The 24,608-nt window shown below is 67.9% G+C and carries 19 protein-coding genes, 1 pseudogene and 1 riboswitch; of the genes and pseudogenes, 8 read left to right on the forward strand and 12 right to left on the reverse strand.

The window, feature by feature from the left end; all coding sequences use genetic code 11:
• Nucleotides 1-108: 108 nt before the first annotated feature.
• The 8 genes from K9D12_RS13720 to K9D12_RS13755 all read right to left on the reverse strand — a co-directional run bounded on the left by K9D12_RS13720 (nucleotide 109) and on the right by K9D12_RS13755 (nucleotide 7,868).
• Nucleotides 109-927 (reverse strand): ABC transporter permease, encoded by an 819-nt coding sequence (locus K9D12_RS13720; RefSeq protein WP_223060502.1) that lies wholly within the window; start codon nucleotides 925-927, stop codon nucleotides 109-111.
• On the reverse strand, nucleotides 927-1,913 hold the full coding sequence (locus K9D12_RS13725; protein WP_370633526.1) for an ATP-binding cassette domain-containing protein: 987 nt from the start codon (nucleotides 1,911-1,913) through the stop codon (nucleotides 927-929). Before K9D12_RS13725 ends, K9D12_RS13720 begins: the two co-directional genes overlap by 1 nt.
• A 109-nt stretch (nucleotides 1,914-2,022) precedes the next feature.
• Complete coding sequence (locus K9D12_RS13730; protein ID WP_193642866.1) at nucleotides 2,023-2,367, reverse strand: hypothetical protein; 345 nt, start codon at nucleotides 2,365-2,367, stop codon at nucleotides 2,023-2,025.
• Entirely contained in the window at nucleotides 2,364-3,554 is a 1,191-nt protein-coding gene (locus K9D12_RS13735; RefSeq protein WP_223060504.1) for a cystathionine gamma-synthase, read from the reverse strand. Before K9D12_RS13735 ends, K9D12_RS13730 begins: the two co-directional genes overlap by 4 nt.
• Nucleotides 3,555-3,638: 84 nt before the next feature.
• A complete protein-coding gene (locus K9D12_RS13740; RefSeq protein ID WP_223060505.1) occupies nucleotides 3,639-4,592 on the reverse strand; it encodes a nucleoside hydrolase in 954 nt (317 codons plus the stop codon).
• On the reverse strand, nucleotides 4,589-6,049 hold the full coding sequence (locus K9D12_RS13745; protein WP_223060506.1) for an MFS transporter: 1,461 nt from the start codon (nucleotides 6,047-6,049) through the stop codon (nucleotides 4,589-4,591). The genes K9D12_RS13740 and K9D12_RS13745 overlap by 4 nt, the downstream gene beginning before the upstream one ends.
• Complete coding sequence (locus tag K9D12_RS13750; RefSeq protein WP_223060507.1) at nucleotides 6,046-6,957, reverse strand: carbohydrate kinase family protein; 912 nt, start codon at nucleotides 6,955-6,957, stop codon at nucleotides 6,046-6,048. The genes K9D12_RS13745 and K9D12_RS13750 overlap by 4 nt, the downstream gene beginning before the upstream one ends.
• Nucleotides 6,958-6,959: 2 nt before the next feature.
• Nucleotides 6,960-7,868: a pseudouridine-5'-phosphate glycosidase gene (locus K9D12_RS13755; RefSeq protein ID WP_223060508.1), complete on the reverse strand. Its 909-nt coding sequence runs from the start codon at nucleotides 7,866-7,868 to the stop codon at nucleotides 6,960-6,962.
• 101 nt (nucleotides 7,869-7,969) lie between these two features.
• Between K9D12_RS13755 and K9D12_RS13760 the strand changes: the two genes are divergently transcribed.
• Together K9D12_RS13760 and K9D12_RS13765 are read left to right on the forward strand one after the other, a co-directional pair.
• On the forward strand, nucleotides 7,970-8,884 hold the full coding sequence (locus K9D12_RS13760; RefSeq protein ID WP_223060509.1) for a LysR family transcriptional regulator: 915 nt from the start codon (nucleotides 7,970-7,972) through the stop codon (nucleotides 8,882-8,884).
• A 43-nt stretch (nucleotides 8,885-8,927) separates the two neighbouring features.
• Nucleotides 8,928-9,818: a ribokinase gene (locus K9D12_RS13765; RefSeq protein WP_156170299.1), complete on the forward strand. Its 891-nt coding sequence runs from the start codon at nucleotides 8,928-8,930 to the stop codon at nucleotides 9,816-9,818.
• Between the two features lie 92 nt (nucleotides 9,819-9,910).
• Here the strand turns inward: K9D12_RS13765 and K9D12_RS13770 are convergent, their stop codons facing one another.
• Nucleotides 9,911-12,970 carry a glycine--tRNA ligase gene (locus K9D12_RS13770; protein WP_370633527.1) on the reverse strand — a complete coding sequence of 1,020 codons (3,060 nt, stop codon included), beginning with the start codon at nucleotides 12,968-12,970 and terminating at the stop codon, nucleotides 9,911-9,913.
• Between the two features lie 71 nt (nucleotides 12,971-13,041).
• Complete coding sequence (locus tag K9D12_RS13775) at nucleotides 13,042-14,082, reverse strand: hypothetical protein (protein WP_223060510.1); 1,041 nt, start codon at nucleotides 14,080-14,082, stop codon at nucleotides 13,042-13,044.
• 152 nt (nucleotides 14,083-14,234) lie between these two features.
• Here K9D12_RS13775 and K9D12_RS15380 point away from each other — a divergent pair.
• From K9D12_RS15380 to K9D12_RS13800, 6 genes and pseudogenes are all read left to right on the forward strand, one after another.
• A pseudogene (locus tag K9D12_RS15380) lies at nucleotides 14,235-14,378 on the forward strand (hotdog domain-containing protein); the annotation flags it as partial.
• 337 nt (nucleotides 14,379-14,715) lie between these two features.
• Nucleotides 14,716-15,114: an acyl-CoA thioesterase gene (locus K9D12_RS15385; RefSeq protein WP_370633528.1), complete on the forward strand. Its 399-nt coding sequence runs from the start codon at nucleotides 14,716-14,718 to the stop codon at nucleotides 15,112-15,114.
• Nucleotides 15,115-15,205: 91 nt separating this feature from the next.
• On the forward strand, nucleotides 15,206-15,859 hold the full coding sequence (msrA, locus tag K9D12_RS13785) for a peptide-methionine (S)-S-oxide reductase MsrA (protein ID WP_223060511.1): 654 nt from the start codon (nucleotides 15,206-15,208) through the stop codon (nucleotides 15,857-15,859).
• A 227-nt stretch (nucleotides 15,860-16,086) separates the two neighbouring features.
• Nucleotides 16,087-16,198: riboswitch (SAM riboswitch) on the forward strand.
• A gap of 220 nt (nucleotides 16,199-16,418) precedes the next feature.
• A complete protein-coding gene (locus K9D12_RS13790) occupies nucleotides 16,419-17,384 on the forward strand; it encodes a MetQ/NlpA family ABC transporter substrate-binding protein (protein ID WP_047311757.1) in 966 nt (321 codons plus the stop codon).
• A gap of 44 nt (nucleotides 17,385-17,428) precedes the next feature.
• Nucleotides 17,429-18,442: a methionine ABC transporter ATP-binding protein gene (locus K9D12_RS13795; protein ID WP_225911321.1), complete on the forward strand. Its 1,014-nt coding sequence runs from the start codon at nucleotides 17,429-17,431 to the stop codon at nucleotides 18,440-18,442.
• Nucleotides 18,439-19,116: a methionine ABC transporter permease gene (locus K9D12_RS13800; RefSeq protein ID WP_047311755.1), complete on the forward strand. Its 678-nt coding sequence runs from the start codon at nucleotides 18,439-18,441 to the stop codon at nucleotides 19,114-19,116. Before K9D12_RS13795 ends, K9D12_RS13800 begins: the two co-directional genes overlap by 4 nt.
• A gap of 79 nt (nucleotides 19,117-19,195) precedes the next feature.
• Here K9D12_RS13800 and K9D12_RS13805 read toward each other — a convergent pair whose 3' ends face one another.
• Both K9D12_RS13805 and lysX read right to left on the reverse strand, forming a co-directional pair.
• On the reverse strand, nucleotides 19,196-20,887 hold the full coding sequence (locus K9D12_RS13805) for an alpha/beta fold hydrolase (protein WP_223060513.1): 1,692 nt from the start codon (nucleotides 20,885-20,887) through the stop codon (nucleotides 19,196-19,198).
• A 165-nt stretch (nucleotides 20,888-21,052) separates the two neighbouring features.
• A complete protein-coding gene (lysX, locus tag K9D12_RS13810) occupies nucleotides 21,053-24,448 on the reverse strand; it encodes a bifunctional lysylphosphatidylglycerol synthetase/lysine--tRNA ligase LysX (protein WP_370633529.1) in 3,396 nt (1,131 codons plus the stop codon).
• Between the last annotated feature and the right edge of the window lie 160 nt (nucleotides 24,449-24,608).

The following is a 24,608-nucleotide window of genomic DNA, read 5'->3' on the forward strand; positions in this document are numbered from 1 at the left end:
GCCCCCGTCCCCCCCCCCCCCCCCCCCACCCCCCCCCCCCCCCCCCCCGCCGCGCCCCCCCCCGGGGGGGGGCCCCCGCCTCCTTAGTCGTCTTGGCGGTACTGCTGCCTACTTCGCCACGGCCCGCGCGTAGATGCGGGTAGCGAGTGGCACGAAGATTGCGAGAACCACGAGTACCCAGGCCAGCGTGTAGATCTCTGCGTGCTGCAGCGCCCACGTGTACTCGATCTTCTCGCGCATGGCCGCCGAGTCACCGCCCATGGCGCCGAGGTTGCCGAAGCGTTCACGGGCGGCGTGCGTGATGGTGGAGACCGGGTTCCAGCCAGCGAACCACTTGAGTGCGCTCGGCATGTTCTCAGCCGGCACGAACGTGTTGGCGATGAAGGTGAGCGGGAAGATCACCATGAACGCGGCGTTGTTGACGATCTCCGGCGCCTTCACCTTGAGGCCGATGCACGCCATGATCCACGAGATCGCGTAGCTGAACAGGAGCATGAGCGCGTAGGCGATGAGCGCGTCGAGCACGCTTCCGCGGATGCGCCACCCGATGACGAGGCCCGTCAGGGACATGACGACGAGCACGATGACGTTGTTGACCACGTCGCTCAGGGTGCGCCCCACGAGCACCGACGACGGGTGCATCGGCAGCGTCCGGAAGCGGTCGATGACGCCCTTCTGCATGTCGTCGGCGAGGCCGGCACCGGTGATCGTGGCGCCGAAGACGATGGTCTGGGCGAAGATACCGGCCATCATGAACTCGCGGTAGCCGCCGGCGTTCGGTCCGGCGAGCGAACCGAAGACGTAACCGAAGAGCAACACGAACATGATCGGCTGCATCGTCGAGAACACGAGCAGGTCGGGAACCCGCTTGATCTTGATGAGGTTGCGACGCATGACGGTGAGCGCGTCGGACACGAGAGGACCCATCAGTGCTCACCCCCTTCGCTCGCGTCGTCGGCTTCGTCCTCGGACTCCGCGACCGAGTGGCCGGTGAGCGAGAGGAAGGCGTCGTCGAGGGTGGGGCGACGCACGGCGATGTCCGCCACCTCGATGCCGGCCTCGTCGAGGTCCCGCACGAGTGCGACGAGGGCGCGAGTGCCGGATTCGACCGGGACGACGAGCTCGCGGCCGCCTTCCGGAGCGGCCACCTCGCCGGAGCCGTGACGCGCCATGAACTCGCGGGTGCGGGCGACGTCGCCCTTCTCGCGAAGGTGCACTTCGAGGCGCTCTCCCCCGACCTCGTTCTTGAGGTCGTCGGCCGTTCCGCGCGCGATGACGTGCCCGCCGTCGACGACGACGATCGAGTCCGCGAGACGGTCGGCTTCCTCGAGGTACTGGGTCGTCAGGAGCAGGCTCGTGCCGCCGGAGACGAGTTCCTCGATGACCTCCCACATCTCGCCGCGACTGCGCGGGTCGAGGCCGGTCGTCGGCTCGTCGAGGAAGATGACCGGCGGGCGGGCGACGAGTGCTCCGGCGAGGTCGAGGCGGCGGCGCATGCCGCCCGAGTACGTCTTGGCCGGGCGGTTGGCCGCGTCCTCCAGACGGAATTGGGCGAGCAATTCCTTGGCCCGCGCCTTCGACGCCTTCCCACCGAGGTGGTAGAGGCGCCCGATCATGTCGAGGTTTTCGAAGCCGGTGAGGTATTCGTCGACGGCCGCGTACTGGCCGGAGACGCCGATGCGGCGACGCACTTCGTCGGCTTGCTTCACGACGTCGCCTCCGGCAACACGCGCATGGCCGCCGTCGGGGCGGATGAGCGTCGTGAGCATGCGCACGGTTGTCGTCTTACCGGCACCGTTCGGGCCGAGGACACCGAGCACGGTGCCCTCGGGAACCGTGAGGCTGACATCGGCCACCGCTACGGACTGGCCGAACTTCTTGACGAGGCCCTCGGCCTCCACCGCGTGAGGCACGGGTGTCTCCGTTCGTCGAGGCGCCCGGGATACGAGCGCCTGCCCCATGGTCTCAGGGCATCGAGCCTTCTGGCCAACCCTTTTGGGTGAACGGGCATCCAGTTCGACGTCAGACGCTGCCCGAACTCACCTGTGCGACAACACTGACGGCGAGGAACGCCGCGATGACCACACAGATCCAGCCCCAGACCCATGCGGCCTGGTCGGGCTTGGGGCCACGAAGCTCCGAGCGAGGCCCGTTCGGGCCGAGGTACGGCGCGATGTCGCCTGGCACCTCGCGTCGTTCCTGGTCGAACGGGCCGCCGTGCGTGCGCGCCCACCACTCCTCCGCGCGGGTGAGCGCAGCGTCGCGCACGGCCCACTCGCGCCGTGCGACCGCTGAACGGTGCAGCAGTCGCACGGCGAGAAAGAGGGCCATCGCCAGGAGGACGAGGCGGATGACGACGCCGGTCATCGCGTGCTGTCGAGCGCCTGACGCAGGTCGGCGACGAGGTCGTCCGCGTCTTCGATGCCGACGGACAGGCGGATGAGGGCCGGAGGCACCTCGAGCGCGGTGCCCGCAACGCTCGCGTGCGTCATCTTGCCCGGGTGCTCGATGAGCGACTCGACACCGCCGAGGCTTTCGCCGAGGGTGAAGATCTTCGTCGCGTCGCACACCTCGAGCGCACGCTCCATGCCGCCGGCGACCTCGAAGCTCACCATGCCGCCGAAACGCTTCATCTGCTTCGCGGCGACCTCGTGGCCGGGGTGCTCGGCCAGGCCCGGGTAATAGATCTTCGTGACGTCGTCGCGTGCCGAGAGGAACTCGACGACCTTCTCCGCGTTGTCGCAGTGGCGCTCCATGCGCACGGAGAGAGTCTTGAGGCCACGCAGCGTGAGCCAGGCGTCGAACGGGCCGGCGATGGCGCCGAGCGCGTTCTGGTTGAACCGGATCATGGCCGCCACCTCGGCGTACTCCTCGACCGCGACGTTGTCACCGACGACGACGGCGCCGCCGACAACGTCGGAGTGGCCACCGGCGTACTTCGTCGTCGAGTGGACGACGATGTCGGCGCCGAGGGCGAGCGGCTGCTGGAGGTAGCTCGAGGCGAAGGTGTTGTCGACGACGAGCAGCGCTCCGCGCTCGTGCGCGACGGCGGCGATGGCCGTGATGTCGGCGATGCCGAGGAGCGGGTTGGTGGGCGTCTCGACCCAGACGAGCTTCGTCTTGTCCGTCATCGCGGCGGCGACGGCCTGAGGGTCGGCGATGGGAGCGGTGGAGTAGTCGACGCCCCAGTGCTGCGTCACCTTGTCGACGAGGCGGAACGTGCCGCCGTAGGCGTCGGTGGGGATGACCATGTGGTCGCCGGGGCGCAGAACAGCGCGCAGCACGGCGTCGGAGCCGGCGAGGCCCGAGGCGAACGCGTAGCCGTGCGTACCGCCCTCGAGAGCCGCGATGCATTCCTCGAGCGCGGTGCGGGTGGGGTTGGCCGACCGGCTGTACTCGTAGCCCTCACGCAGACCTCCGACCCCGTCCTGCTTGTACGTCGAGGTCTGGTAGATCGCGGGGACGACGGCCCCGGTGCGCGGATCGGGCTCCTGCCCTGCGTGGATGGCGCGGGTGGTGAAACCCAGGGTCTCGAGATCGTTGTCGTGCGTCATGGCTTCAGCCTAGTGGCGAGCACTGACAACCGCGTCATGCAGAAGGTCGCCGCAGGCGCATGCCCGCGGCGACCTTCCAGCCGATCACTCTGCGTCGCTCAGAGCCCGTATCGCGTCCTCGACGAGACCCCAGAAGCGGTCGGCGTCGAGCGTCGTCGCCACCTGGGTGTGCGTACCCTCCGGCGCGGGCCCGCGCAGGTCGACGACGGTCATGCCCACCGTGTGCTCGCCCCGTAGCTCCACCGCGATCGGCGCCCTTCTGGTCTGCACGATCGTCGGATCGATGAGGTAGGCGATCGTGCAGGGATCGTGAACGGGCGGGTCGTCGAAGGCCTGCGACTCCTTGTACGCCTTGCGGAAGAACCCCATGAGCCCGACGAAGAAGTCGCTCAGCGGCGAACCGATGGCGCCGACGCGCGCCTCGACCTCCGCCGTCGCGAGCGCCTGGTGCGTGAGGTCGAGCCCCACCATCGTCACCGGCCACGGCTCGTCGAAGACGATGGCCGCGGCCTCCGGGTCGACCCAGATGTTGAACTCGGCTGCTGCCGTCCAGTTGGCCTCGGGAAAGCCGCCGCCCATGACGACGACCTCGGCCACCCGCTCGACGATGCGCGGCTCGAGTCGCACCGCGAGCGCCAGGTTGGTCAACGGGCCGGTGCCGACGAGGGTGACCTCCCCCGGTTTCGCCCCCATGACCGCGTCGACGATGGCAACGGCCGCGTGACCGTCGCGCAGAGCCGCGCCGGGTTCGGGCAACTCGACGCCGTCGAGGCCCGACTCGCCGTGGATCTCCGGAGCCGACTCGACCCTGTGCACGAGCGGGCGGGAAGCCCCCTGGTACACCGGGACGTCCTCTCGCCTGCACATCGCCAGCACGCTCTGTGCGTTGCGGGTGACCTTGTCGATCGTCTGGTTGCCTCCGACCGTCGTGATGGCGAGCACCTCGATGGCGGGGTTGCCGAGCGCCAGCATCATCGCGACGGCGTCGTCGTGGCCGGGGTCGCAGTCGAGCACGATCCTGCGCGGTGCGCTCGTCATGACGTCACCTCCTGACCGGCCGTCGGGGCCGATCCTTCATCGTCGAAGTGTTCGGCGTTCGTCGGCTTGGGGATGAGGAAGGACGCGAGCAGTGCCAGGACGAGCACGAGAGCGCCCGTCAGCATCCCGCCGCGATAACCCGCTGCCGCACCGCTACCGCCCGAGAGCCACGTGTTGACCGCGAAGAGCAGAGCGAAACTGAGCCCGGCGCCGATGTTGAACGCCCCCGAGTTCATGCCCGGCAGGTAGCCGGTGTTGTCCTTCGGGCTGAGCACGACGCCGAGACCGTTGAGCATGATGTTCGTCATGCCCGCGTAGCTGATACCGATCCACGTCGAGACGATGAACAGCAACCACGATGCCGGGTTCGACACGGCGAGCACTGCGACCCCGACTCCGACGATCGTGATGACGATGCCGGCGCGCAACACCGCGAGGTACCCGAACCTCGACGCCAGCTTGCCGGCGATCGGGCCCATGAGCAGACCGGCCAGAGCGTACGGCGTCAGGGTGATCCACGAGACGCTGTCCGCGTCGATGCCGCCGAAGCCCTTGGCCTGGGCGAGGTTGGGCACGAGGCCGTTCATCACGGCGAAGATACCCGTCATCGTGAGCACCGTGGTGAGCAGGAGACCCCACGTGCGCCGCTCCTTGAGGTAATGGGTCGACACCAGCGGAGCCGCCGTCGTCGATTCCACGCGCCAGAAGATGACGAACGCCAGGATGCCGACGACCATCAGCACGGCGAACAGCGTCCAGTTGGCCGCCGACAGCTTGCCGAGCTCGTTGAACGCGATGAGAACGGCTCCCAGCGAGATGACCAGCGGCGCCGCACCCTTCCAGTCCATCGGATGCCGGTCCTCGACGTTGCGGCTGTCGCCGACTCCCGCCACGACGCAGACGAACGCGACGACACAGACCACGGCCATCGTCCAGAACACCGCGTGGAAACCGAAGGTGGAGGCGAGCCATCCTCCTGCGAGGGCGTCGACGCCGGCGATACCGCCGTTGACCGAGGCGAGCACCGCCATCCAGAAGGCGTAGCGCTTGTCGTCAGAGATCTCCGCGCGCAGCATGATGAGCGCCATCGGAACGATGGGCCCGGAGGCACCCTGGATCACTCGTGCCACGAGAAGCACGTCGACGGAGGTGGCCACTGCGGCGAGGACGGAGCCGACGCCCGTCACCGCGAGCAGGCCCAGCATGATGCGCTTGCGGCCGATGAGGTCGCCCCAGCGCGGCATGATGAGCGAGAACAGTGCAGCGGCGGTGAAGAAGGCCGTCTGGGTGACGCCGATCTGCGCGGCCCTGGTGTCGAGTTCCTTCTCCATCGTCGCGAGGACCGGCGACAGCATGGAGGCGTTGAGCTGGAACGCGACGATCGCGGCCAGCAGCGCCATGACGACGCCGAAGGTGCCAGAGGCCGATGTCCGGCGCTGCGTCGAGGTGTCGGTCATGACGCTCCTTCTGCGGTGTTCGGCGAATCCCAGTCCGGCTCGGTGGCGCCCGGGCTCGTGAGCACCCTGCGGCTCAACGCGTGCGCGGCCTGGACGTTGGCGACCGGGTCCACCCCGTCGTTGATGACGCTGGCGAGGAATCCGGCGTTGAAGGCGTCACCGGCACCGGTGAGGTCACGGATGTTCTCCACGGGTTCCACGGCCACCTCGGCAACGTGACGAGGGCCGACGAAGACCTGCGTCGCCTCGCCGCCGTTGCGCGAGAGCACCATGACGTCGCCCAGTTCGGCGAGCAGCCTTCCCGGCTGTTGGCCGTTCGCGAGCCCCAGCCGACGGGACTCGTCCTGGTTCGCCGAGATGAAGTCCGGGGCGATCTGCTTGAGCAGACGCGCGAACTCCTCGTCCCCGAGACGTTCGATCGTGTAGACGCTCGAGACGTCGAAGGAGACCCGCCCGCCGTTGTCGTGAACGCGCCGCGCCGCCTCGACGACCGAGTTGCGGGCCGGTTCGACCTCCAGCGAGTAGGCAGTGAGGTGCAGCAGGTCGATGCCGTCGAGCCACGACGGGTCGACGCTCTCCAACATGCCGCTCGCCGCACGCGAGGGAAACATGTTCCGCTCGCCTGCTTCGTCGATCTGGAGCACGATCATCCCCGTCGTGCCACGCACCTGCATCTTGGTCTCGACGCCGCGCTCCTCGAGCGCACGCGTGACCGCGACGCCCGCGAGATCCTCACCGACACACCCGATGAACCGGGTGGGCACCCGCGAACCGGCGAAGGCGGCGACGTTCGATGCGGAGCCGCCTCGCTGCATGAAGATGTCCGACGCGGTGTCGGTCGCGTGGCGGACCGGCTCCTTCTGCCAGACGACGATGTCCTGAACGATGTCTCCGATGACGCCCAGCATCGTCACTCCACCATCGCTGCGGCCACCTGGGTCGCGAGCTTGATGTTGTTGCGGTAGAGCGCGACGTTGGCGTCGAGGCTGCGGTCGTTCGTCGCGCGACGGATGTAGTCGAGCAGGTACGGCGTGGACGCCTGACCGGAGATGCCGTCCTTCTCCGCATCGGCCCAGGCCTGCTCGAGGATCGCGTCGAGGCCCTCGGGGTCGAGCTGCTCGTCAACGGGGACCGGGTTGGCGAGGTTGACGCCGGACGTCATGCCGAGGGCCCGCTGCTCGCGCAGCATGGCGGCGACCTCCTGCGGCGAGTCGACGCGCTGGTTGAGGGTGTAACCCGACTCCTGAACGTAGAAGCCCGGGTAGCTGTTCGTGCGGTAGCCGACGACCGGGACGCTCAGCGTCTCGAAGCGCTCGAGGGTGGCTGCGATGTCGAGGATCGCCTTGGCCCCTGAGGAGACGAGGACGAAGGACGTGCGCGACATCGCGACGAGGTCAGCGGATTCGTCGAACGTCTTCTCGGCGCCGTGGTGCACGCCGCCGAGGCCACCCGTCGCGAAGACGTCGATACCGGCGCGGTTGGCCAGGTAGGCGGTGGCCGCGATGGTGGTTCCCGCGCTCAGCCCCTTGACCTTGGCATAGGCGAGTTCACGGATGGACGCCTTGAGAAGTCCGTCCTCCTTCGACAGTTCGGTGATCTCGTCCTCGCTCAGGCCGACGACGCTCTCACCGTGGAAGACGCCGATGGTGGCAGGCACGGCGCCTGCGTCACGCACGATGGCCTCGCCCTCCAGCGCGACCTCCAGGTTGCGCGGACGAGGCAGGCCGTGGGTGAAGATCGTCGACTCGAGGGCCACCACGGGGCGACCCTCTGCGAGTGCGTCGCGGACCTCTGCGCTGATTCGGATGGGTTCGGTCATGGCTTCCTCCTGGAGCAATGTGATGTCGGTTACGTTCGACCATAGGGAGATTCGTCGGGGGTTCCCAGGCTCAGATCGGCATGGGCCTATAGCCTGAGGCTATGGATCTGCGGGTCACGCTCAAGCAGCTCGAAGCCTTCGAGGCCGTCGCAACGCACGGCACCTTCGGGCGGGCAGCGGACGCTCTGGGGCGGGCACAGCCGACCGTCAGCAAGGAGGTGCGCGCGCTCGAACGCACCCTGGGGACCGAGCTCGTCATCCGACAGGCAAGGCCGACACGGTTGTCACCCGAAGGCGTCGAGTTGCTCGAACGAGCCCGCGCGGCCCTGACCGCAACTGCCCTCTTCGAGCGCACGGCCCGCGACCTGGGCGAACGCGCCGCGTCGCACCTCACCGTCGCCTGCTCCCCCAGCATCGCGAACCGGCTCATGCCTCATCTCCTCCAGCGGCTCGAGACCGAGGGGCCGAAGCTCACGGTGCTCGAGATCGGGACCGGACAGGTCGAACAGGCCGTGGCCACGGGAGAAGCGGACCTCGGGCTCGCGCACTTCGCGCGAGCGCCGCAAGGGTGTCGACGCATCCACCTCGGCGACGACCCCCTGGTTCTCGTCGGGCATCCCGATCTGCTCGGTGACCTGCGGACGACGCAGGACCTCGCCTCACTCGACGAGACGCCTCTGCCCGTGTGGCCCCGGGAGAACCATCCCGCGTACTTCGACGCGATCATGACCGGCCTGTTGCGACGCGGGCTCGAACCGCACACGCTCCTGCAGGCGACCGACCGGCTCTCCGGCTCCCACGGCTACCTGCTCGGTCAAGGACGTGCGGTCGCCGTCGTCCCCGTCGACGCGGCGGAGAGTCTCGATCCGCAGCTGTTGAGCCTTCCGCTCGGGGAGGGTGCGGACGTCCCGTTCGACGCCGTCATCCCCCACCCGCCCAAGGCCGTAGTCGATCTCGTGCTCGCCACCTGCCGGCGCATCCACGCCGAACTGCGCGGCGGAGGCGAACAAGGCTGATGCATAGGGTGGGCAAAGTGCGACAACCTGAAGGGACCCCATCGTGGCCACCGTCCTCGTCATCGGCTCGACCAACGTCGACCTCGCCGTTCAGGTGGAACGGCATCCGCTGCCCGGCGAGACCCTCGCCGCCCGCTCGATGCACTCCTCCCCGGGCGGCAAGGGCGCGAACCAGGCTCTCGCGGCACGCCTCAATGGGGCGGACGTGATGTTCGCAGGCAAGGTCGGTACGGACCCCTACGCCGATGAAGCCCTCGAACTCCTTCGCGCGGCCGATGTCGATCTCGCACTCACCGACGCCGTCGACGGGACAACCGGAATGGCCTTCATCACGATCGACGATGCCGGGGAGAACAGCATCGTCATCGTTCCCGGTGCCAACGGAGGCTGGGACGTGGCCGACGTCGACCGGCTTCGCGACACCATCGACGGGGCCAAAGTCGTGCTGTGCCAGGGAGAGATCCCTGCTCACGTCGTCGACGCCGTCGCGGAGACCTGCGAGGCGATTGCGACACGCTTCGTGCTCAACCTCGCGCCCGTCATCAACGTTTCGCCGACGACGATCCGGCGTGCCGACCCGCTCGTCGTCAACGAGCACGAGGCCAGACTCGCCGCTGGCATCCTGGATCTCGGCTCCACCGATGACGACGACGCCCTTCTGCGCGCCATCGTCGCCGCGGGGGTGCCGTCCGTCGTCATGACACGCGGAGCCGCCAGCACCTTGGTGGCCACGGCCGAGGGCCTCGACGAGGTACCGTCGCGCCCCGTGGAGGCGGTGGACACCACGGGTGCAGGCGACGCGTTCACCGGAGCCTTCGTGGCCCGATTCGCCCACGGGATGACGATGGAGGATGCCGCTCAGGTGGCAGCCGCATTCGCCGCCGACACCGTGACCCGTCGCGGCGCGCAGGAGTCCTACCGAACCCTCGGCTGAGATAGCGGCTCACCGCGCGCAACGGAGAACGGTGGCCGGTGACGCCTTCGGTCACCGGCCACCGTTCGCCGTGAAGTGCTACGCGGTCAGAATCAGGCGTCGAGCGCCCTGTCGAGCTCCTTGTAGTCGATGCCGGCAGGTGCCTTGGCGACGACCGTCTGCAGCATGCCGAGTCGTGCAGCCTTGAGCTTCTCGTCGTCAGCCATGACGAGCACCTCGTCGAAGAACGTGTTCAGCTTGTCGGTGAGACCGCTTGCCGCAGCGAACCATTCGGTAAGTGATCCGTGCGAGTTGTCGGCTAGGTCGGCCACGAGCGGAGCGACAACCCTCTCTGCGTCGTCGGTGAGAACCGACGCGTCGAAGGAGGCGTCGGTGCCCGCAGGAACGATGCGCGTGATGCGCTGCGTCACCTGCACGAGAGCCGCGAACGCCTCGTCTCCCGAGAGCGTCTGGATGTCGGCGAGGTAGGCCTCCGCCGCACCCGGCGTGCCGGCCGACGGAGCCACCGCTGCAACGAGCGGCGCGGAGACGCCCTCGTCACGCAGCTGCTGGCCGAAGCGGCCCTCGACGAACTCGGCTGCCCACGCGAGCGCTTCGTCGGAGACCTCGACGCCCTGCTCGCGCAGGCGCGCCGCTGCGGCTTCGAGCCCGGAAGCCACGCTCACGTTGGCCACCGTCGGCACGCCGCGCAGGATCGAGACGACACCGAGCGCGGCGCGACGTAGCGCGAAGGGGTCGGACGAACCGGTCGGCTTCGCGCCGATGGCGAACATCGCAGTGAGCAGGTCGAAGCGGTCGGCGAGGGCGAGCAGTGCACCCGGCGTCGAGACCGGCAGCGAGTCACCGGCCGAACGGGGCTTCTCCATCTCGAAGAGTGCCTCCGCGACGGCCGGGGTCTCCCCTGCCTTGAGCGCGTACTCGCGCGCCATCGTGCCCGCGAGCGACGAGAGTTCGACGACCATCTGCGTCGACAGGTCGAACTTGGCGAGTTCGCCTGCGCGCGTCAGCGTCGTCTTGTCGTCGCCCGACAGCTCCACATGGCCGGCGAGCGCCTGAGCCACGTCGCGGATGCGATCCGCGCGCTGGGCGAAGGAGCCGAGACGGTTCTCGAACGTCAGGGAGTCGATGTTCCGACGGAAGTCGTCGAGGCCCACCTTGAGGTCGGCGTCCCAGAAGAAGGCCGCGTCCTCGTAGCGGGCGCGCAGCACCGACTCGTTGCCGGCGCGCACGACGTCGTCGTCGATCGCCCCGTTGGCCATCGTGACGAAGTACGGCATGAGCTTGCCCGACTCGTCGCGCACCGGCAGGTACCGCTGGTGCTTGCGCATGACGGTGGTGAGAATCTGCTCGGGCAGGTCGAGGTAACGCTCCTCGAAGGTGCCGAGCACGCCGCGCGGCTCCTCGACGAGGTTCGTGATCTCGTCGACGAGACCGGCCTCGCCCTCGATGTCGATCGTGCCGCCCACGGAGCGAGCGAGTTCCAGCGCGCCGTCGACGACGGCCTGGCGCCGCGCGTCGATGTCGAGGAGGAAGCCGGCGCCCTCGAGCGTGCTGACGAGATCCTCGGCCGAGGCGATGTCGACGTGCGGCTGCGCAGCGGTGCGCTGCAGGTACGTGGTGCGACCCGCCGTGAGAAGACCGGCCGTCGCGGGGACGACAGCAGTGCCCCACAGCGCCACGAGCCAACGGATCGGGCGGCTGAAGGTGAGCTCCGGGTCGTTCCACTTCATGTTCTTGTCGCTGCGCAGGCCCGCGACGACGTCAGTGACGATCGCGCCGAGCACCTCGAGCACACCGCGACCGGTCTGCGTCTGCTTGACGGCGACGTGCTCCGCGCCGTCGAACTCAGCGGTGACGACGTCATCGACGGAGACGCCCTTGCCGCGGGCGAACCCTTCGAGCGCCTTCGTGAGCTTGCCGTCGGCGTCGTAGGCGGCCGCGACCTTGGGCCCCTTGGCGAGCGTCTCGGCGTCCGGCTCGTGCGCGCTGACGCCGGGCACCGTGACAACGATGCGGCGCGGCGTGCCGACGACGCTGAGGTCACCGTGCTCGAGGCGGGTGGCCGCGAGCGCCGTCGTGACGGCCTCCTTCACCGCGGGGAGGGTGGCGTCGACGACGTGCGGCGGCATCTCCTCGACGCCAATCTCGAACGCGAACGTCTGAGCGTCGTCGCCGAGGTCCGTCGCCGACTCGGCCTTCTGGGCCGGCTGCGTGACGTTCGGCGCCGTCACCGCTGCAGCAGCGATCTCGTTGACGCGCGACGTGGCGACGCCGTCCTTGAGCAGCGGGAAGCCGAGCTCCTCGCGGCGTTCGGTCCACAGAGCACCGGCCTCGCGGGCGAGGCGGCGCATGAGCGAGAACGAGCGAGCGCGCTCGGTGGTCGACACGGCGCCACGCGAGTCGAGGATGTTGAACGCGTGCGAGCTCTTGAGCACGTACGTCCACGCCGGCACGGGCAGGCGGGCGTCGATCATGCGCTGCGCTTCGTCCGTGTAGTTCTTGAAGAAGGTGTGCGCAGTCTCGACGTCGGCGTCGTCGAGGTAGTAGCGCGACATCTCGTACTCGTTCTGCGCGAAGACCTCGCCGTAGGAGATGCCCTCGGCGTACGCCATGTCCTTGAAGTGCGTGACGCCCTGGAGCGCCATGAGGATGCGCTCCATGCCGTAGGTGAGTTCGACGGAGATCGGCTCGAGGTTCTGGCCCACGACCTGCTGGAAGTAGGTGAACTGCGTGACCTCCATGCCGTCGAGCCAGACCTCCCAGCCGAGGCCCCACGCGCCGATGGCGGGCTGCTGCCAGTTGTCCTCGACGAAGCGCACGTCGTGCGCGTCGAGGTCGATGCCGAGCGCCTGCAGGGAGCCGAGGTAGAGCTCCTGCGGGTTGCCCGGGTCGGGCTTGAGGATGACCTGGAACTGCGTGTGCGTCTGCAGACGGTTCGGGTTCTCGCCGTAGCGGCTGTCGTCGGGGCGCACGGAGGGTTCGACGTACGCGACGTGCCACGGCTCGGGCCCGAGGACGCGCATGACCGTGGCGGGGTTCATCGTTCCCGCCCCGACCTCGGTGTTGTAGGGCTGGACCACCATGCAACCGCGGTCGGTCCAGTACTTCTGCAACGTCAACAGGGCATCTTGCATCGTCAGTACATCGGTCACACGCCCAAGGTTACCGAGTGCCGCGTGTCACCCGCGCCACCGTTCGTCCACGGGGGCCGGTGCCTTGTCGCTCAGGCGTCGTGTGCAGCGTCACCCGGAGCCGAATCGAGCACCTTCTGCCACTCGACCAACGTCCCCTCTCGCTCGTAGCCGAGTTCACGGTTGATGCGCAGCATGTGCTCGTTGGTCTCGTCGTTCCAGGTGCGTTGCACGGTGACGCCGGGCGCGGCCTGGGGCAGAGCCAAGGACACGGCAGCCTTCACGCGGTAGCCGAGCCGATGGCCCCGGTGGGCTTTCGCGACGAGGGTGTCGTCCTGGTAGGCGATCCACGGTGTTTCCGCGGGCACCGAAACGTGCGTGAACGCGGCCATCTCACCGGTTTCCTCGTGCCAGGCCACGGCCTCTACGACGACGCGCCCGCGACGTTCGTCCTCGTCGAACATCGCGGTGACGCGCTCGGGGGTCCAGTTCTCCGGCTCGATGGCGAGGTCGCCGAGAGGTGTGTCGGTCGACATCATTCCGGCGAGGCGCGCCCGTTCCGGCAGCCAGTCTTCGGGAAGCCGACCGACGACGGTCTCGATGCGGTAGCCGTCGTTCATCTCGATGACGCGGCGCATCTCGGCCCCGATGTCGGCGCTCACGGGGAGCCGCTGCCCGTTACGCACGCACGTCTGCGCTTCCGCATAGCCCGCTGCTTCGAAGAAGGCGGCCTCGTCGTTGGCGGCACCGACCGGCGTCTGCGTTTCGATCATGAGCGTGGTGCGCCCGGCCTCTCGGCAGACACGTTCGACCTCGTCGACGAGACGTTGCTTGAGCGCCGTAGCCCGCTCGTCGAGGCAGGCGACGTCGAACCCGGCGAGATGTGGGTTGTCCTGCGTCGGCATCCCGATGGCTGCGGACCCGACGACGTCGCCGTCGTCGTCGATCGCGGCGAGCCAGACCTTCGCGTGGGCCAGGGACTCCCACATCTGTGCGAGTTCGTTCGGCGGGTAGGCAGTCGTGTCGCGCCCCCACTGGCGGCGCCCGGCCGTGACGAAGACGGTCGCCCACTCCTCGAACTGCGGGTGTTCAGGGGTGATCCGTTCGATGCGCACCGTGTTCATGCCAGTCATGGAACGCCAGCAACCGCGCGCCCGACAAGTGAATTTCCGGCGGTACCGGCCCTACGATCGACGGCAGGCCCGGAACCCGACGCCACATCACCCTGCGTTTCATGGCCGCACCGATGGATGCCAACGTGCGCGGGCGCGTCGGTGCCGGCCGGATGCTCGAGTGGATCGACAAGTCCGCGTACGCCTGTGCCGCGGCGTGGAGCGGGCACTACTGCGTGACGGCCTACGTCGGCAATGTGCGCTTCACCCGCCCCGTCGAGGTGGGCCACATCGTCGAGGTGCAGTCGCGTGTCGTCCACACCGGACGCACGTCGATGCGCATCGTCGCGACCGTTTCGTCCGGCGACCCGCGTCAGGGCGAGCTGCGCGTCAACACACAGTGCCTGCTCATCTTCGTCGCGGTCGACGACGACCGGAAGCCCACACCTGTCCCGACGTTCACGCCGCAGGACGAGTGGGAACGCGACCAGCAGGAGCGCGCCGTCACCCTCACCGACGTGCGCACCCGCATCGAAGCCGACATGGTGAAGCAGAGTTACACGGGACGCGACGGAGTCGTGCCGCGAGACGCTGCGCTTCCTCGCGGCACCGACGACCGTCAACTGGGGCGGCAACGTGCACGGCGGCGTCGTCATGGAGTGGATCGACGAGGCGACAACCCTCGTTGCGGAGCGCTGGAACCAGGGTTCGGCGGTGGCCGTGTACGCGGGCGGCGTGCGCTTCCACCAGCCGTTGCACGTCCGCGACCTCGTCGAGGTGCAGGCGCGGCTCATCCACACGGGCACGTCGAGCATGCACGTGTCGGCGCGAGTGCGCTCGGGCAACCCGCGCACGGGCGAACTGAACCTCACGACCGAGTGCACGATGGTGCTTGTCGGCCTTGACAACGACGGCGACAAGCGGGCCGTGCCGCCTTGGGTGCCAACGCTTTCCGAGGACGTCGCGCTCGACACGGACGCGCAGACGATGGTCGAGATCCGCGCGAGGCTACTGCGCCCCATCCCGCTCGAAGTGCCGCCGCTCGTCGACTGACGCGCGCCGTTCACGCGGTTGCTCCGCGAGTTCGGAATCCTCTCGGACACGCCTGCGTTGAACACAGCGACTCCAGTGAAAGGAACGCCCCATGTGGTTCACCCGTCAGGATTCCGCCCCGGTCGACGTCGCTGCCGTGCACGACGTTCTCGGCACGCCACTGCTCGGCGGGTGGCCGGACAAGACCGAGACGCTGTACGTCGCGATGGGATGTTTCTGGGGTGCGGAGCGCATCTTATGGCAGATCCCGGGGGTCGTCTCGACGGCCGTCGGCTACATGGGTGGCGACCGTGAGAACCCCTCGTACGAGGACGTCTGCACGGGCACGACGGGCCACACCGAGGCCGTCCAGATCGCGTACGACCCGGAGAAGGTCTCCCCGGCCCAGCTGCTCAAGGCGTTCTGGGAGAACCATGACCCGACGACGGCCAACCGTCAGGGCAATGACATCGGCACGCAGTACCGCTCTGCGGTCTACTGGACGACGCCCGAGCAGGAGACCGCTACGCGTCGCACCGCGGAAGCGTTCCAGGATGCGCTGACCGACGCGGGCCGCGGCGCCATCACGACGGAGATGAAGCCCGCCGACGAAGCCGGAAAGTTCTGGCCGGCCGAGGGCTACCACCAGCAGTACCTCGCGAAAAATCCAGGCGGGTACTGCAATCACGGCTACAAGGGCGTGACGTGCCCGGTCGGCGTGGCCGACCTCCCCGCGCAGACCGACGTTCTTCCGCCGAGCAAATAAGCGCGAGCTCGGGGTACCTCGACCCCGTGGAGTCCACGCTCCGCCCCTAGTGACTCCAGCCCACGGGGAGAGCACGGCGTCAGCGCATCTCTCCACTGGGCAGACTTTCCTGCCGTTGGGTCGAGGCGGCGACTACCCAACCGCAGGAAACTCGGCCCAGCGGTGACACAGAGTGGCCCAGATCACTTGATTTGACGGGCTTCTCGCGGCGCCTCTAATGTGATGCCGGTCAAGAGATCCGATGCAAAGCCCTGGCTGGTCGGACGGCAACCCTCACGAACGTGGCGGGGTGCTCCAGGTGATGACACGGCCGCGTCAACCGCGCGGCAAGCACGTTCCGCACCCGGAACACATCCCTTTCGAGGGCCTCGTACCGGTGCGCCCGATCCCGGGAGATCACATGCAGCACACGCATCGCCCCACCCAGGCCCCCACCGCGCGACCGCACACGCACGACGCCGCGTTCGCGCGCCCCAAGCACTGACCGCACCCATCGTCGGGCGGTCGTCGCCGCCCACCCCACCGGCGCCTCGCACGCCCCTTCGAGGAAGGCATCACCATGTCCGAGAACACCAACTCCACCACCCCCGGAGCCAGCCCGGCCGTCCAGGCCCTGCCCGAGAAGCCGAAGAGCAACGGCCCCAAGTACGCGGCCATCGGCGCAGGCGTCCTCGTCGTCGCGCTCGCCGCAGGCTTCGGCATCAAGGCCTTCACGGGTAGCGACGACGAGAAGCTGACGAAGATTACCGTCGGTACCACCGAAGCGTCCGACCCGTACTGGACCGAACTGGTCAAGGTCGGCAAGGAGAAGTACGGCCTCGACATCCAGCCGGTCAACTTCACCGACTACACGCAGGCCAACCCGGCGCTCTCCCAGGGCCAGGTCGACGTCAACCAGTTCCAGCACCTGCAGTTCCTCGCCGACTACAACGCCGCGAAGAACGACACCCTGACGCCGGTCGGCTCCACCTACATCGTGCCGCTGTCGCTGTACTCGAAGAAGCACACCACGGTGAACGAGTTCGCCGACGGCGGCAAGGTCGCCATCCCGAACGACGCGACGAACCAGGCACGCGCCCTCCTGCTCCTGCAGAGCGCCGGTCTGCTCACGCTCAAGGGCGGGGGCAACTCCCTGTCGACGCCCGCCGAGATCGACGCCGCGAAGTCGAAGGTCGGCGTCACGCCCGTCGACGCTGCCCAGACCGCAGCCGCCCTGCCCTCCGTCGAGGGCGCCGTGGTCAACAACAACTTCGCCGCCGACGCGAACCTCGACCCGAGCAAGGCGCTGTTCAAGGACGACCCCAAGGCGAAGTCCTCGGAGCCGTACATCAACGTCATCGTGGCCCGCAAGAAGGACGCCGACAACCCGACGTACGCGAAGTTCGTCCAGGCGTACCACGAGAAGTCGGTGCAGGACCTCATCTCCAAGCGCACCAAGGGAACCCAGTACGAGGTGAAGCGTTCCGTCGCGGACGTGCGCGGCATCCTCACCCGCATCGAGTCGCAGATCAAGGCCAAGAAGTGACCCCCACTCCCCCGGCCCGACCCGAGAACGCGCCGGCGGTCCGGCTGCGCGGCGTGAGCAAGACCTTCGTGCGCGGCAAGAAGAACGTCACCGCGCTGCAGGAGATCGACCTCGACGTCGCTACCGGCCGCGTCCTCGCCGTCATCGGGTTCTCCGGTGCAGGCAAGAGCACCCTCGTGCGGCTCATCAACGCGCTCGAGACCCCGACGACCGGCTCCGTCGAGGTCGACGGCGTCGATCTGGCGGGTCTGGGAGCAAAGCAGGTCCGAGCTCTGCGGGCCCGCATCGGCATGGTGTTCCAGCAGTTCAATCTCATCCGCTCGCGCACGGTGTACGCCAACGTCGCCTATCCGCTCGAGGTCGCCGGTTGGGACAAGGACAAGCAGGAGGCGCGAGTCACCGAACTGCTCCACTTCGTCGGTCTGACGGAGAAGGCCTGGGCCTATCCTGACGAGCTGTCCGGCGGCCAGAAGCAGCGCGTCGGCATCGCCCGCGCCCTGGCCACGAACCCGGAGATCCTGCTCGCCGACGAGTCGACCTCCGCCCTCGACCCCGACACGACGAAGGACGTCCTCGCCCTCCTGCGCCGCGTCAACGATGAGCTCGGCGTGACGATCGTCGTCATCACGCACGAGATGGACGTCGTGCGTGAACTGGCCGACGACGTCGTGGTCCTCGAACACGGCCGCCTCGTCGAATCCGGGCCGACCGAGCAGGTGCTCGGCGCACCGACATCGTCAGCCACGCGGCGGCTCGTCGACGCGACGCTGCGCAACGTGCCCGACGCCCGCGAGATCGCGCGGCTGCGCGAGAGGGTGAGCGGACGCCTCGTCACGGCAACCGTCCACGACTCCGCTGGATTCGGAAGGGTTCTCGCCTCCACCGGCGCCCGCGGTGTCGAACCGGAGATCGTCCACGGTGGCCTCACGCCCCTCAAGGAAGCGAACCTCACGACGTTGACCCTGGCCCTGCGCGGTGACGACGTCACCGTCACGCAGGTGCTGACCGACCTCGCCCAGGTCGCCACCGTCCACGAACTCGAGGAGGCCACGGCATGAAGGTCATCACTGCGGACACGGACTGGAGCGCACTGCGCCCCGTGCTGTGGGAGTCGGTCGGGCAGACCCTCCTCATGGTCAGCGCCACCATCGTCCTCGGCGGTCTGTTCGGGCTCGTGCTCGGCGTGCTGCTCAACACGACGCGCCGCGGCGGCATCATGGCCAACCCGACGGTTCACACGATCCTCAACGTGCTCGTCAACATCATCCGGCCGATCCCGTTCATCATCTTCGCGGCCGCGCTCGGTCCGCTGACGCTGAAGGTCACCGGCTCGACGATCGGTACCGCGTCGATGATCTTCCCGCTGACGCTCGCCGCAACGTTCGGCATCAGTCGCATCGTCGAACAGAACCTCGTGAGTGTCGACCCGGGCGTCATCGAGGCGGCTCAGGCGATGGGCGCGAGCCCGTGGCGGATCATCCGCACCGTTCTCATCCCCGAGGCGCTCGCGCCGCTCATCCTCGGATACACCTTCGCGCTCGTCGCCGTCATCGACATGACCGCGGTCGTCGGCGCGATGGGCGGCGGCGGTCTCGGCAACTTCGCGCTGGCGTACGGCTACCAGCGCTACCAGTGGGCCGTGACGTGGGCAGCCGTCGTCATCATCATCGTGTTCGTGCAGATCGCGCAGTTCATCGGTAACGCACTGGCCCGCAAGGCTCTGCGTCACTGATCGACGCGCACGGCGAAACGCCCGAGCGGCCGGCAACCTTGGGGGTGCCGGCCGCTCGGGCGTTCAAAGGGTCAGTCCGTCAGCGGGTCGACGAAGCGGCCTGCTGCAACTGGGCGCGCAGATCCTGCGGCATGCCGTGACGCTTCTTGCCGTGGCTCTTGCCGTGACCGTGGCCGCGCCCCGAGTCGGACGCCGACTCCGTCAGCGCGTTCGCCGGGCCCGGCGCCGGCTGCGGCACCGGCTCGCACTTCACGTCCGAGTGCCCCTGCCCGCGAGTGCGCTGCGGCGTCTTGCCGGACAGCAGGTAGGTGGCGATCTTGTCGTCCGTGCACGCGATACCGCTCAGCGAACCCGAGTGCGTCGTGCCGCCGACGCCCTCGATGAGCGAGCTCTTCGGGAAGCGCTTACGCACCTCGAGCGCACCGCCGTACGGCGTCGCGCCGTCCTTCGTCTCCGAGATGAGCAGGATGGGCCCGACCTTCGAGCCGTCGACGCGGGGCGCCTGGCGGTTGCTCGCCTTCACCGGCCAGCTCGTGCACGGAAGGTTGAACATCGCATTGGCCCACGTCTCGAACGGTGCCTTCTTGGCGACGCGCGTGTTGTCGGCCTTCCACTTGTTCCACGACGTGGGCCAGGCAACATCCGAGCACTGCGTGCCGAGGTAGACCGCATACCCGTTGTCCGAACCCGGGCCGGAGCCGTTCGCCTCGTCGTAGAGGTCGGTGACCGGGCCGAAGTCACCCTTGAACGCCGCGACGAGTGCCTCGGCGTCACCTTCCCAGCCGAACACGTAGTAACCGGCGTTGAGGAAGGCATCCGTCCACTCGTTCGGTCCGATCTTGCCGTCCGCCGGCGTTTTCGCGAGCTTGTCGAGCATCGCGTACCAGCGCTTCTTGATCGCCTTGCCGCTCTTACCCAGGTGGTAGGTGGCGTCGTTCTTGGCGACCCAGTCGAAGAAGGTGTCCATGTTCGCGTCGAACGCGACGTCCTGGTTGAGGTTCGCGTCGTACCAGACGTCCTTGGGGTTGACGACGCCGTCGAGCACCATGCGGCGTGTTTGCTTGGGATACATCGTCGCGTAGACCTGGCCGAGGTAGGAGCCGTAGCTGAAACCGTAGAAGTTGATCTGCTTCTCACCGAGGGCCTTGCGGATCGAGTCCATGTCACGCACGTTGTCGACGGTCTTCATGTGCGGCAACAGACGTGCGCCGTCCGCCTTCGAGCAGGCCTTCGAGTAGCCCGCGGTCTTGCGAAGCCACTGACGTTCCGTGCCGGCCTTCGTCACGCGGTAGTCGGGGCGGTTGTAGCCGAAGTAGTTACCGTCGCACGCGAGGCTCGGGAGGCTGTCGCCTACGCCTCGCGGGTCGAATCCGATCCAGTCGTACGGGTCGCCGCCTCCGTTCGGCACCCACTGACCCAGGCGTGCCAACGTCAGGCCGGAACCGCCGGGGCCACCCGGGTTGACGAGCATGATGCCCTGCTTCTTCGCGTCGGGCGTCTTGTGCTTGATACGGGACACGGCGAGCTTGATCTTCGCGCCCTTCGGCTTCGCGTAGTCGAGGGGAACCGTGACGTAGCCGCACTGGGCACCCGCCTTGACGAGACTCGGCGCCTTGCATGCTCCCCATGACACCGGCGGTGGCGTGTAGCTCGACGACGCGCCGGACGTCGGCGCCTTGGACGAGGCCTGCCGGGCGCTCGCACCTGCAGGTGCAAGGCCGATGCTGACGAGACCAAAGACTGCGGCTGCTGCGCTGAGAGACTTCTTCATGGTTCCCCTTGAATCCCTTTGCGCGACGCGTTCGTTCGCGCACTCACCCACTGATCTTGCCGCTCCTAGGTCATCAATGGGTGAAAAGAACTCAAGGAAATGTCAGCCACCTCATAGCTCAGTCGAGAGGAGAGCAGGTTCCCTTCGCCGAGGAGGAGGGTCCACTCAGCCCTGCGGACGGACGAACGGGAACGCGAGCGTGGCGCGGATCGGAGCCCCGAGCAGCATCATGATCGTGCGGTCGACGCCGATGCCGAGGCCACCCGTGGGCGGCATCGCGTACTCGAGCGCGCCGAGGAACGACTCGTCGAGCGACATCGCCTCGACGTCACCGGCCGCCGCCTTGAGCGACTGCTCGGTAAGGCGACGACGCTGCTCGACCGGATCGACCAGCTCGGTGTACGCCGTACCGATCTCGGCGCCGAAGGCCACGAGGTCCCAGCGTTCCGAGAGGCGCGGATCGTCACGGTGCTCCCGCGTGAGCGGCGACGTCTCGACGGGAAAGTCCGTGTAGAACGTCGGGAAGGTCGTTCGTGCCTCGACGAGTTCGTCGTACAGCTCGACGACGAGTTCGCCGGCGCCCTTCTCCCGCGGAGCATCGATGCCGTGGGCTTCGCACACCGCAGCGACTTCCTCACGTGTCGACGCGGACGTGAGCGTCACGCCGCAGGCCTTCGACACCGCCTCGTGGACGGGCACGGCGGGCCACGGTCCAGAAAGATCGACACGCTCCACGCTGCCGTCCGACATCGGTCGCAGCGCGATCTCCTCACCGTGCACCGCGCGTGCCACTGCGAGCAGGACCTCGCGCGTCAGGTGACGCATTGTTGTGTAATCGCCGTACGCGTCGTAGGCCTCGAGCGAGGTGAACTCGGGGTTGTGCGTCGCGTCGGCGCCCTCGTTGCGGAAGTTTCGGTTCAGTTCGAAGACCTTCTGCATGCCACCGACCGCGAGGCGCTTGAGATAGAGCTCCGGCGCGATGCGCAGGAACAGATCCATGCCGTAGGCGTTGATGTGTGTCTTGAACGGCCGCGCGGACGCTCCGCCGTGCACGGCCTGGAGCATCGGGGTCTCCACCTCGGTGTAGCCCAGGTCGTCGAACGCGTCACGGAAAGCGCGCACCCCACGTGAGCGTGCTTGCAGCATCTCCATGGAGTCGGTGTTGACGATGAGGTCGAGCGAGCGCTGACGCACGCGAGCGTCAGGGTCGCGGAAGCCGGAGTGCAGATCGGGTACCGGGCTGAGGCATTTGGCCGCCATCTGCCACGAGTCCACGAGAACCGACAACTCGCCGCGCTTCGAGGTCACCACCTCGCCGCTGACGCTGATGATGTCGCCGAGATCGATCCAGTGGCCCCAACGGCCGAAGGCAGGCTCCGGGGTGCCGTCCCGCGTGGCCATCGCCTGAAGGCGAACGCCGTTCTCCTCGAGCACGACGAAGCTCACCCCACCGAGGTCGCGCAGAGCGCGCACTCGGCCCGTGACGGAGACTCGCTCCCCCGTTGCGGCGGCGGGCGCCAGATCGGGATGGCGCGCCACGACGTCGGCAACGGTCGTCGTCCGCGGAACGCGTGGCGGGTAGGCCTCCACGCCGGCTTCGGCCATCTGCGTCAGCTTCGCGCGCCGGACGCGCTGCTGCTCACTGCGCCGCGGCTCGGGAACGCGCGGGGTGAGGCTCTCGGCCTCGAGCGCCTGAACCCGCTCGACGAAGTCCGCCTCCGGGCGGGGCGGCTGGTGGTCGGCCGGCTTCGGCCCCAAGAGCAGGCGCGGACCGAGAAGGGGCACGAAACCCTCCGCCACGCCCATGGCCAGGGCGGCGCGCGGCACCGTCAGCTCGGGGTCGTAACAGAGATAACGCGGCACCCACTCGGGGCGGTACTTGTCGTTCGAGCGGTAGAGCGTCTCGAGCTGCCAGAAGCGAGACGCGAACGACAGCGCCTTGTCGCTCAGGCGCGTCACGGGACCGGCACCGACCTCATCGGCATCGGCGAAGACGTTGCGGAAAACCGCGAAGTTGAGCGAGATACGCCGGACGCCCAGCGCCGGCGCCGCCTCGACGAGGTGGGCGACCATGTACTCGTTGAGCCCGTTCTCTGCGGCCCGGTCACGGCGCATGACGTCGAGAGACAGTCCACGCGCACCCCACGGCACGAAGGACAGGAACCCGCGAACGGCCCCGCTCTCGTCGTGAGCCGTGATGACGACGCAGCGTCCGTCAGCGCGATCGCCGAGACGGTTGAGCGCCATGGAGAACCCACGCTCGGTCTCGTTGCCGCGCCAGGCGTCCGCCAGCCGCGAGATCTCATCGAGCTCCTGGCCGGACAGCTCTTCGTGCCGGCGCACGTGTGTCGAGTAACCGGCGCGTTCGACGCGGGTGACCGCCTGGCGCACGGGACGCATCGTGCGCCCCTGAAGGGTGAATGCGTCGACGTCGATGATTGCCTCGTCGCCCAAGGACCACGCCTTGAGACCCGCGTCGACGTACGCCTGCGCGCCGTTAGCGCTCGCCGACAGGACGGCCGGGTAGAGCCCGTGCTCAGCACACTGCTCCAGCCAGCCTTCGATCGCGCCGTTCCAGGATTCGCGTCGCCCCACGGGGTCGGCCGATGCAACGCTGACGCTTCCCTCGTTGCGGAACGTCAGCGCGGCTCGCCCGTCTGGTGCGAAGAGCGCGGACTTGTCACGACGCGTGGCGAAGTAACCGAGCGAGTCGTCCTCGCCGTGTTCGAGAAGCAGAGCACGCAGACGCAATTCGTCGTCCGCGTCCGTCAGGCCACGCACACGCCCGGAGCGCCACAGCACGAGCACGGCGAACAACAACGCGAGCGTGGACAGGACGCTGCCGATACCGAAGACCCACTGATGACCGTGGTGGCCGGCGAATCCCGGAGTATCAGGAGGAGTCCGAACACCGAAAGCACTCCGGATTCCCCACACGACTCGTTGCCCCACGGTGTCGAGGCTGCGAGGGAAGAACAGCGTGAGTGCCACGGTCACGAGAACGGAGAAGGCCCACCCACTGAGCAGGGCGACGAGGGAGGCCCGCTTCGCGCCTTCGCTGAGACGAGTCTTGAACGCACGTCGAGAAGCTAAGACGAGGGCGAAGCTCGCAACCGAGATGCCCAGCGTGACGCTGGAGACGATCGGCGATATCTGGAAGCGCGCCCAATCTCGATAGGCCCCGTGAACGTGGAGCCGATCGAGCATGAGAAGCGACTCTGTGCGGAAGAAGATCCGCATGACGGAGTCGAAGACGGCGAGGCCCATGATGAACACGAGCGCCGTGTGAGCTGCTCGGAAGCGACGTCGTATTCCACCGGAGAGCACGAGTGTCATGCAGACCACGAAGAGTGACGGCTCACTGGGGATGTCGAACCAGCCGAGGACGTCCATGACGACGTTGAGAAATGTGTTGCGACGAACGGGGATCGCCACGAGGGACACGAGCGCAGCAACGAGAAGCAGCCGGCCGGCCCAGGTCGCAACCTCGTCCCGCCAACCCTCGTCGCGCCAACCGCGTCGGGATCTGACGCCGCTCTTGTTCCCCTGCTTCACAGCCACACGTGTGAGGGTAGCCGCCGCACAATGCAAGAAACCCGAGACGGTCCCAGACGCGTTGAAGGAAAGACTTTTGGGTATGAGAAAAAAGGGGGTTCTCGAACCTGAACCATAGTCGGTGTGGGCCGAGCCGTTGGGCTACGAGGCCGTCACACGTGTGACG

Origin of the sequence: Dermacoccus sp. Tok2021 (assembly GCF_019895135.1) — a bacterium.
Taxonomy (GTDB): Bacteria; Actinomycetota; Actinomycetes; order Actinomycetales; family Dermatophilaceae; genus Dermacoccus; species Dermacoccus abyssi.

What these genes read in the sequence shown, in the direction of transcription:
- K9D12_RS13775 (WP_223060510.1), bottom strand. Translation starts at nt 14,082, where the DNA reads ATGACTGGCATGAACACGGTGCGCATCGAACGGATCACCCCTGAACAC.
- K9D12_RS15385 (WP_370633528.1), top strand. Translation starts at nt 14,716, where the DNA reads ATGGAGTGGATCGACGAGGCGACAACCCTCGTTGCGGAGCGCTGGAAC.
- K9D12_RS13760 (WP_223060509.1), top strand. Translation starts at nt 7,970, where the DNA reads ATGGATCTGCGGGTCACGCTCAAGCAGCTCGAAGCCTTCGAGGCCGTC.
- K9D12_RS13750 (WP_223060507.1), bottom strand. Translation starts at nt 6,957, where the DNA reads ATGCTGGGCGTCATCGGAGACATCGTTCAGGACATCGTCGTCTGGCAG.
- K9D12_RS13800 (WP_047311755.1), top strand. Translation starts at nt 18,439, where the DNA reads ATGAAGGTCATCACTGCGGACACGGACTGGAGCGCACTGCGCCCCGTG.
- msrA (WP_223060511.1), top strand. Translation starts at nt 15,206, where the DNA reads ATGTGGTTCACCCGTCAGGATTCCGCCCCGGTCGACGTCGCTGCCGTG.
- K9D12_RS13745 (WP_223060506.1), bottom strand. Translation starts at nt 6,049, where the DNA reads ATGACCGACACCTCGACGCAGCGCCGGACATCGGCCTCTGGCACCTTC.
- K9D12_RS13730 (WP_193642866.1), bottom strand. Translation starts at nt 2,367, where the DNA reads ATGACCGGCGTCGTCATCCGCCTCGTCCTCCTGGCGATGGCCCTCTTT.
- K9D12_RS13755 (WP_223060508.1), bottom strand. Translation starts at nt 7,868, where the DNA reads ATGACCGAACCCATCCGAATCAGCGCAGAGGTCCGCGACGCACTCGCA.
- K9D12_RS13740 (WP_223060505.1), bottom strand. Translation starts at nt 4,592, where the DNA reads ATGACGAGCGCACCGCGCAGGATCGTGCTCGACTGCGACCCCGGCCAC.
- K9D12_RS13805 (WP_223060513.1), bottom strand. Translation starts at nt 20,887, where the DNA reads ATGAAGAAGTCTCTCAGCGCAGCAGCCGCAGTCTTTGGTCTCGTCAGC.
- K9D12_RS13720 (WP_223060502.1), bottom strand. Translation starts at nt 927, where the DNA reads ATGGGTCCTCTCGTGTCCGACGCGCTCACCGTCATGCGTCGCAACCTC.
- K9D12_RS13790 (WP_047311757.1), top strand. Translation starts at nt 16,419, where the DNA reads ATGTCCGAGAACACCAACTCCACCACCCCCGGAGCCAGCCCGGCCGTC.
- K9D12_RS13735 (WP_223060504.1), bottom strand. Translation starts at nt 3,554, where the DNA reads ATGACGCACGACAACGATCTCGAGACCCTGGGTTTCACCACCCGCGCC.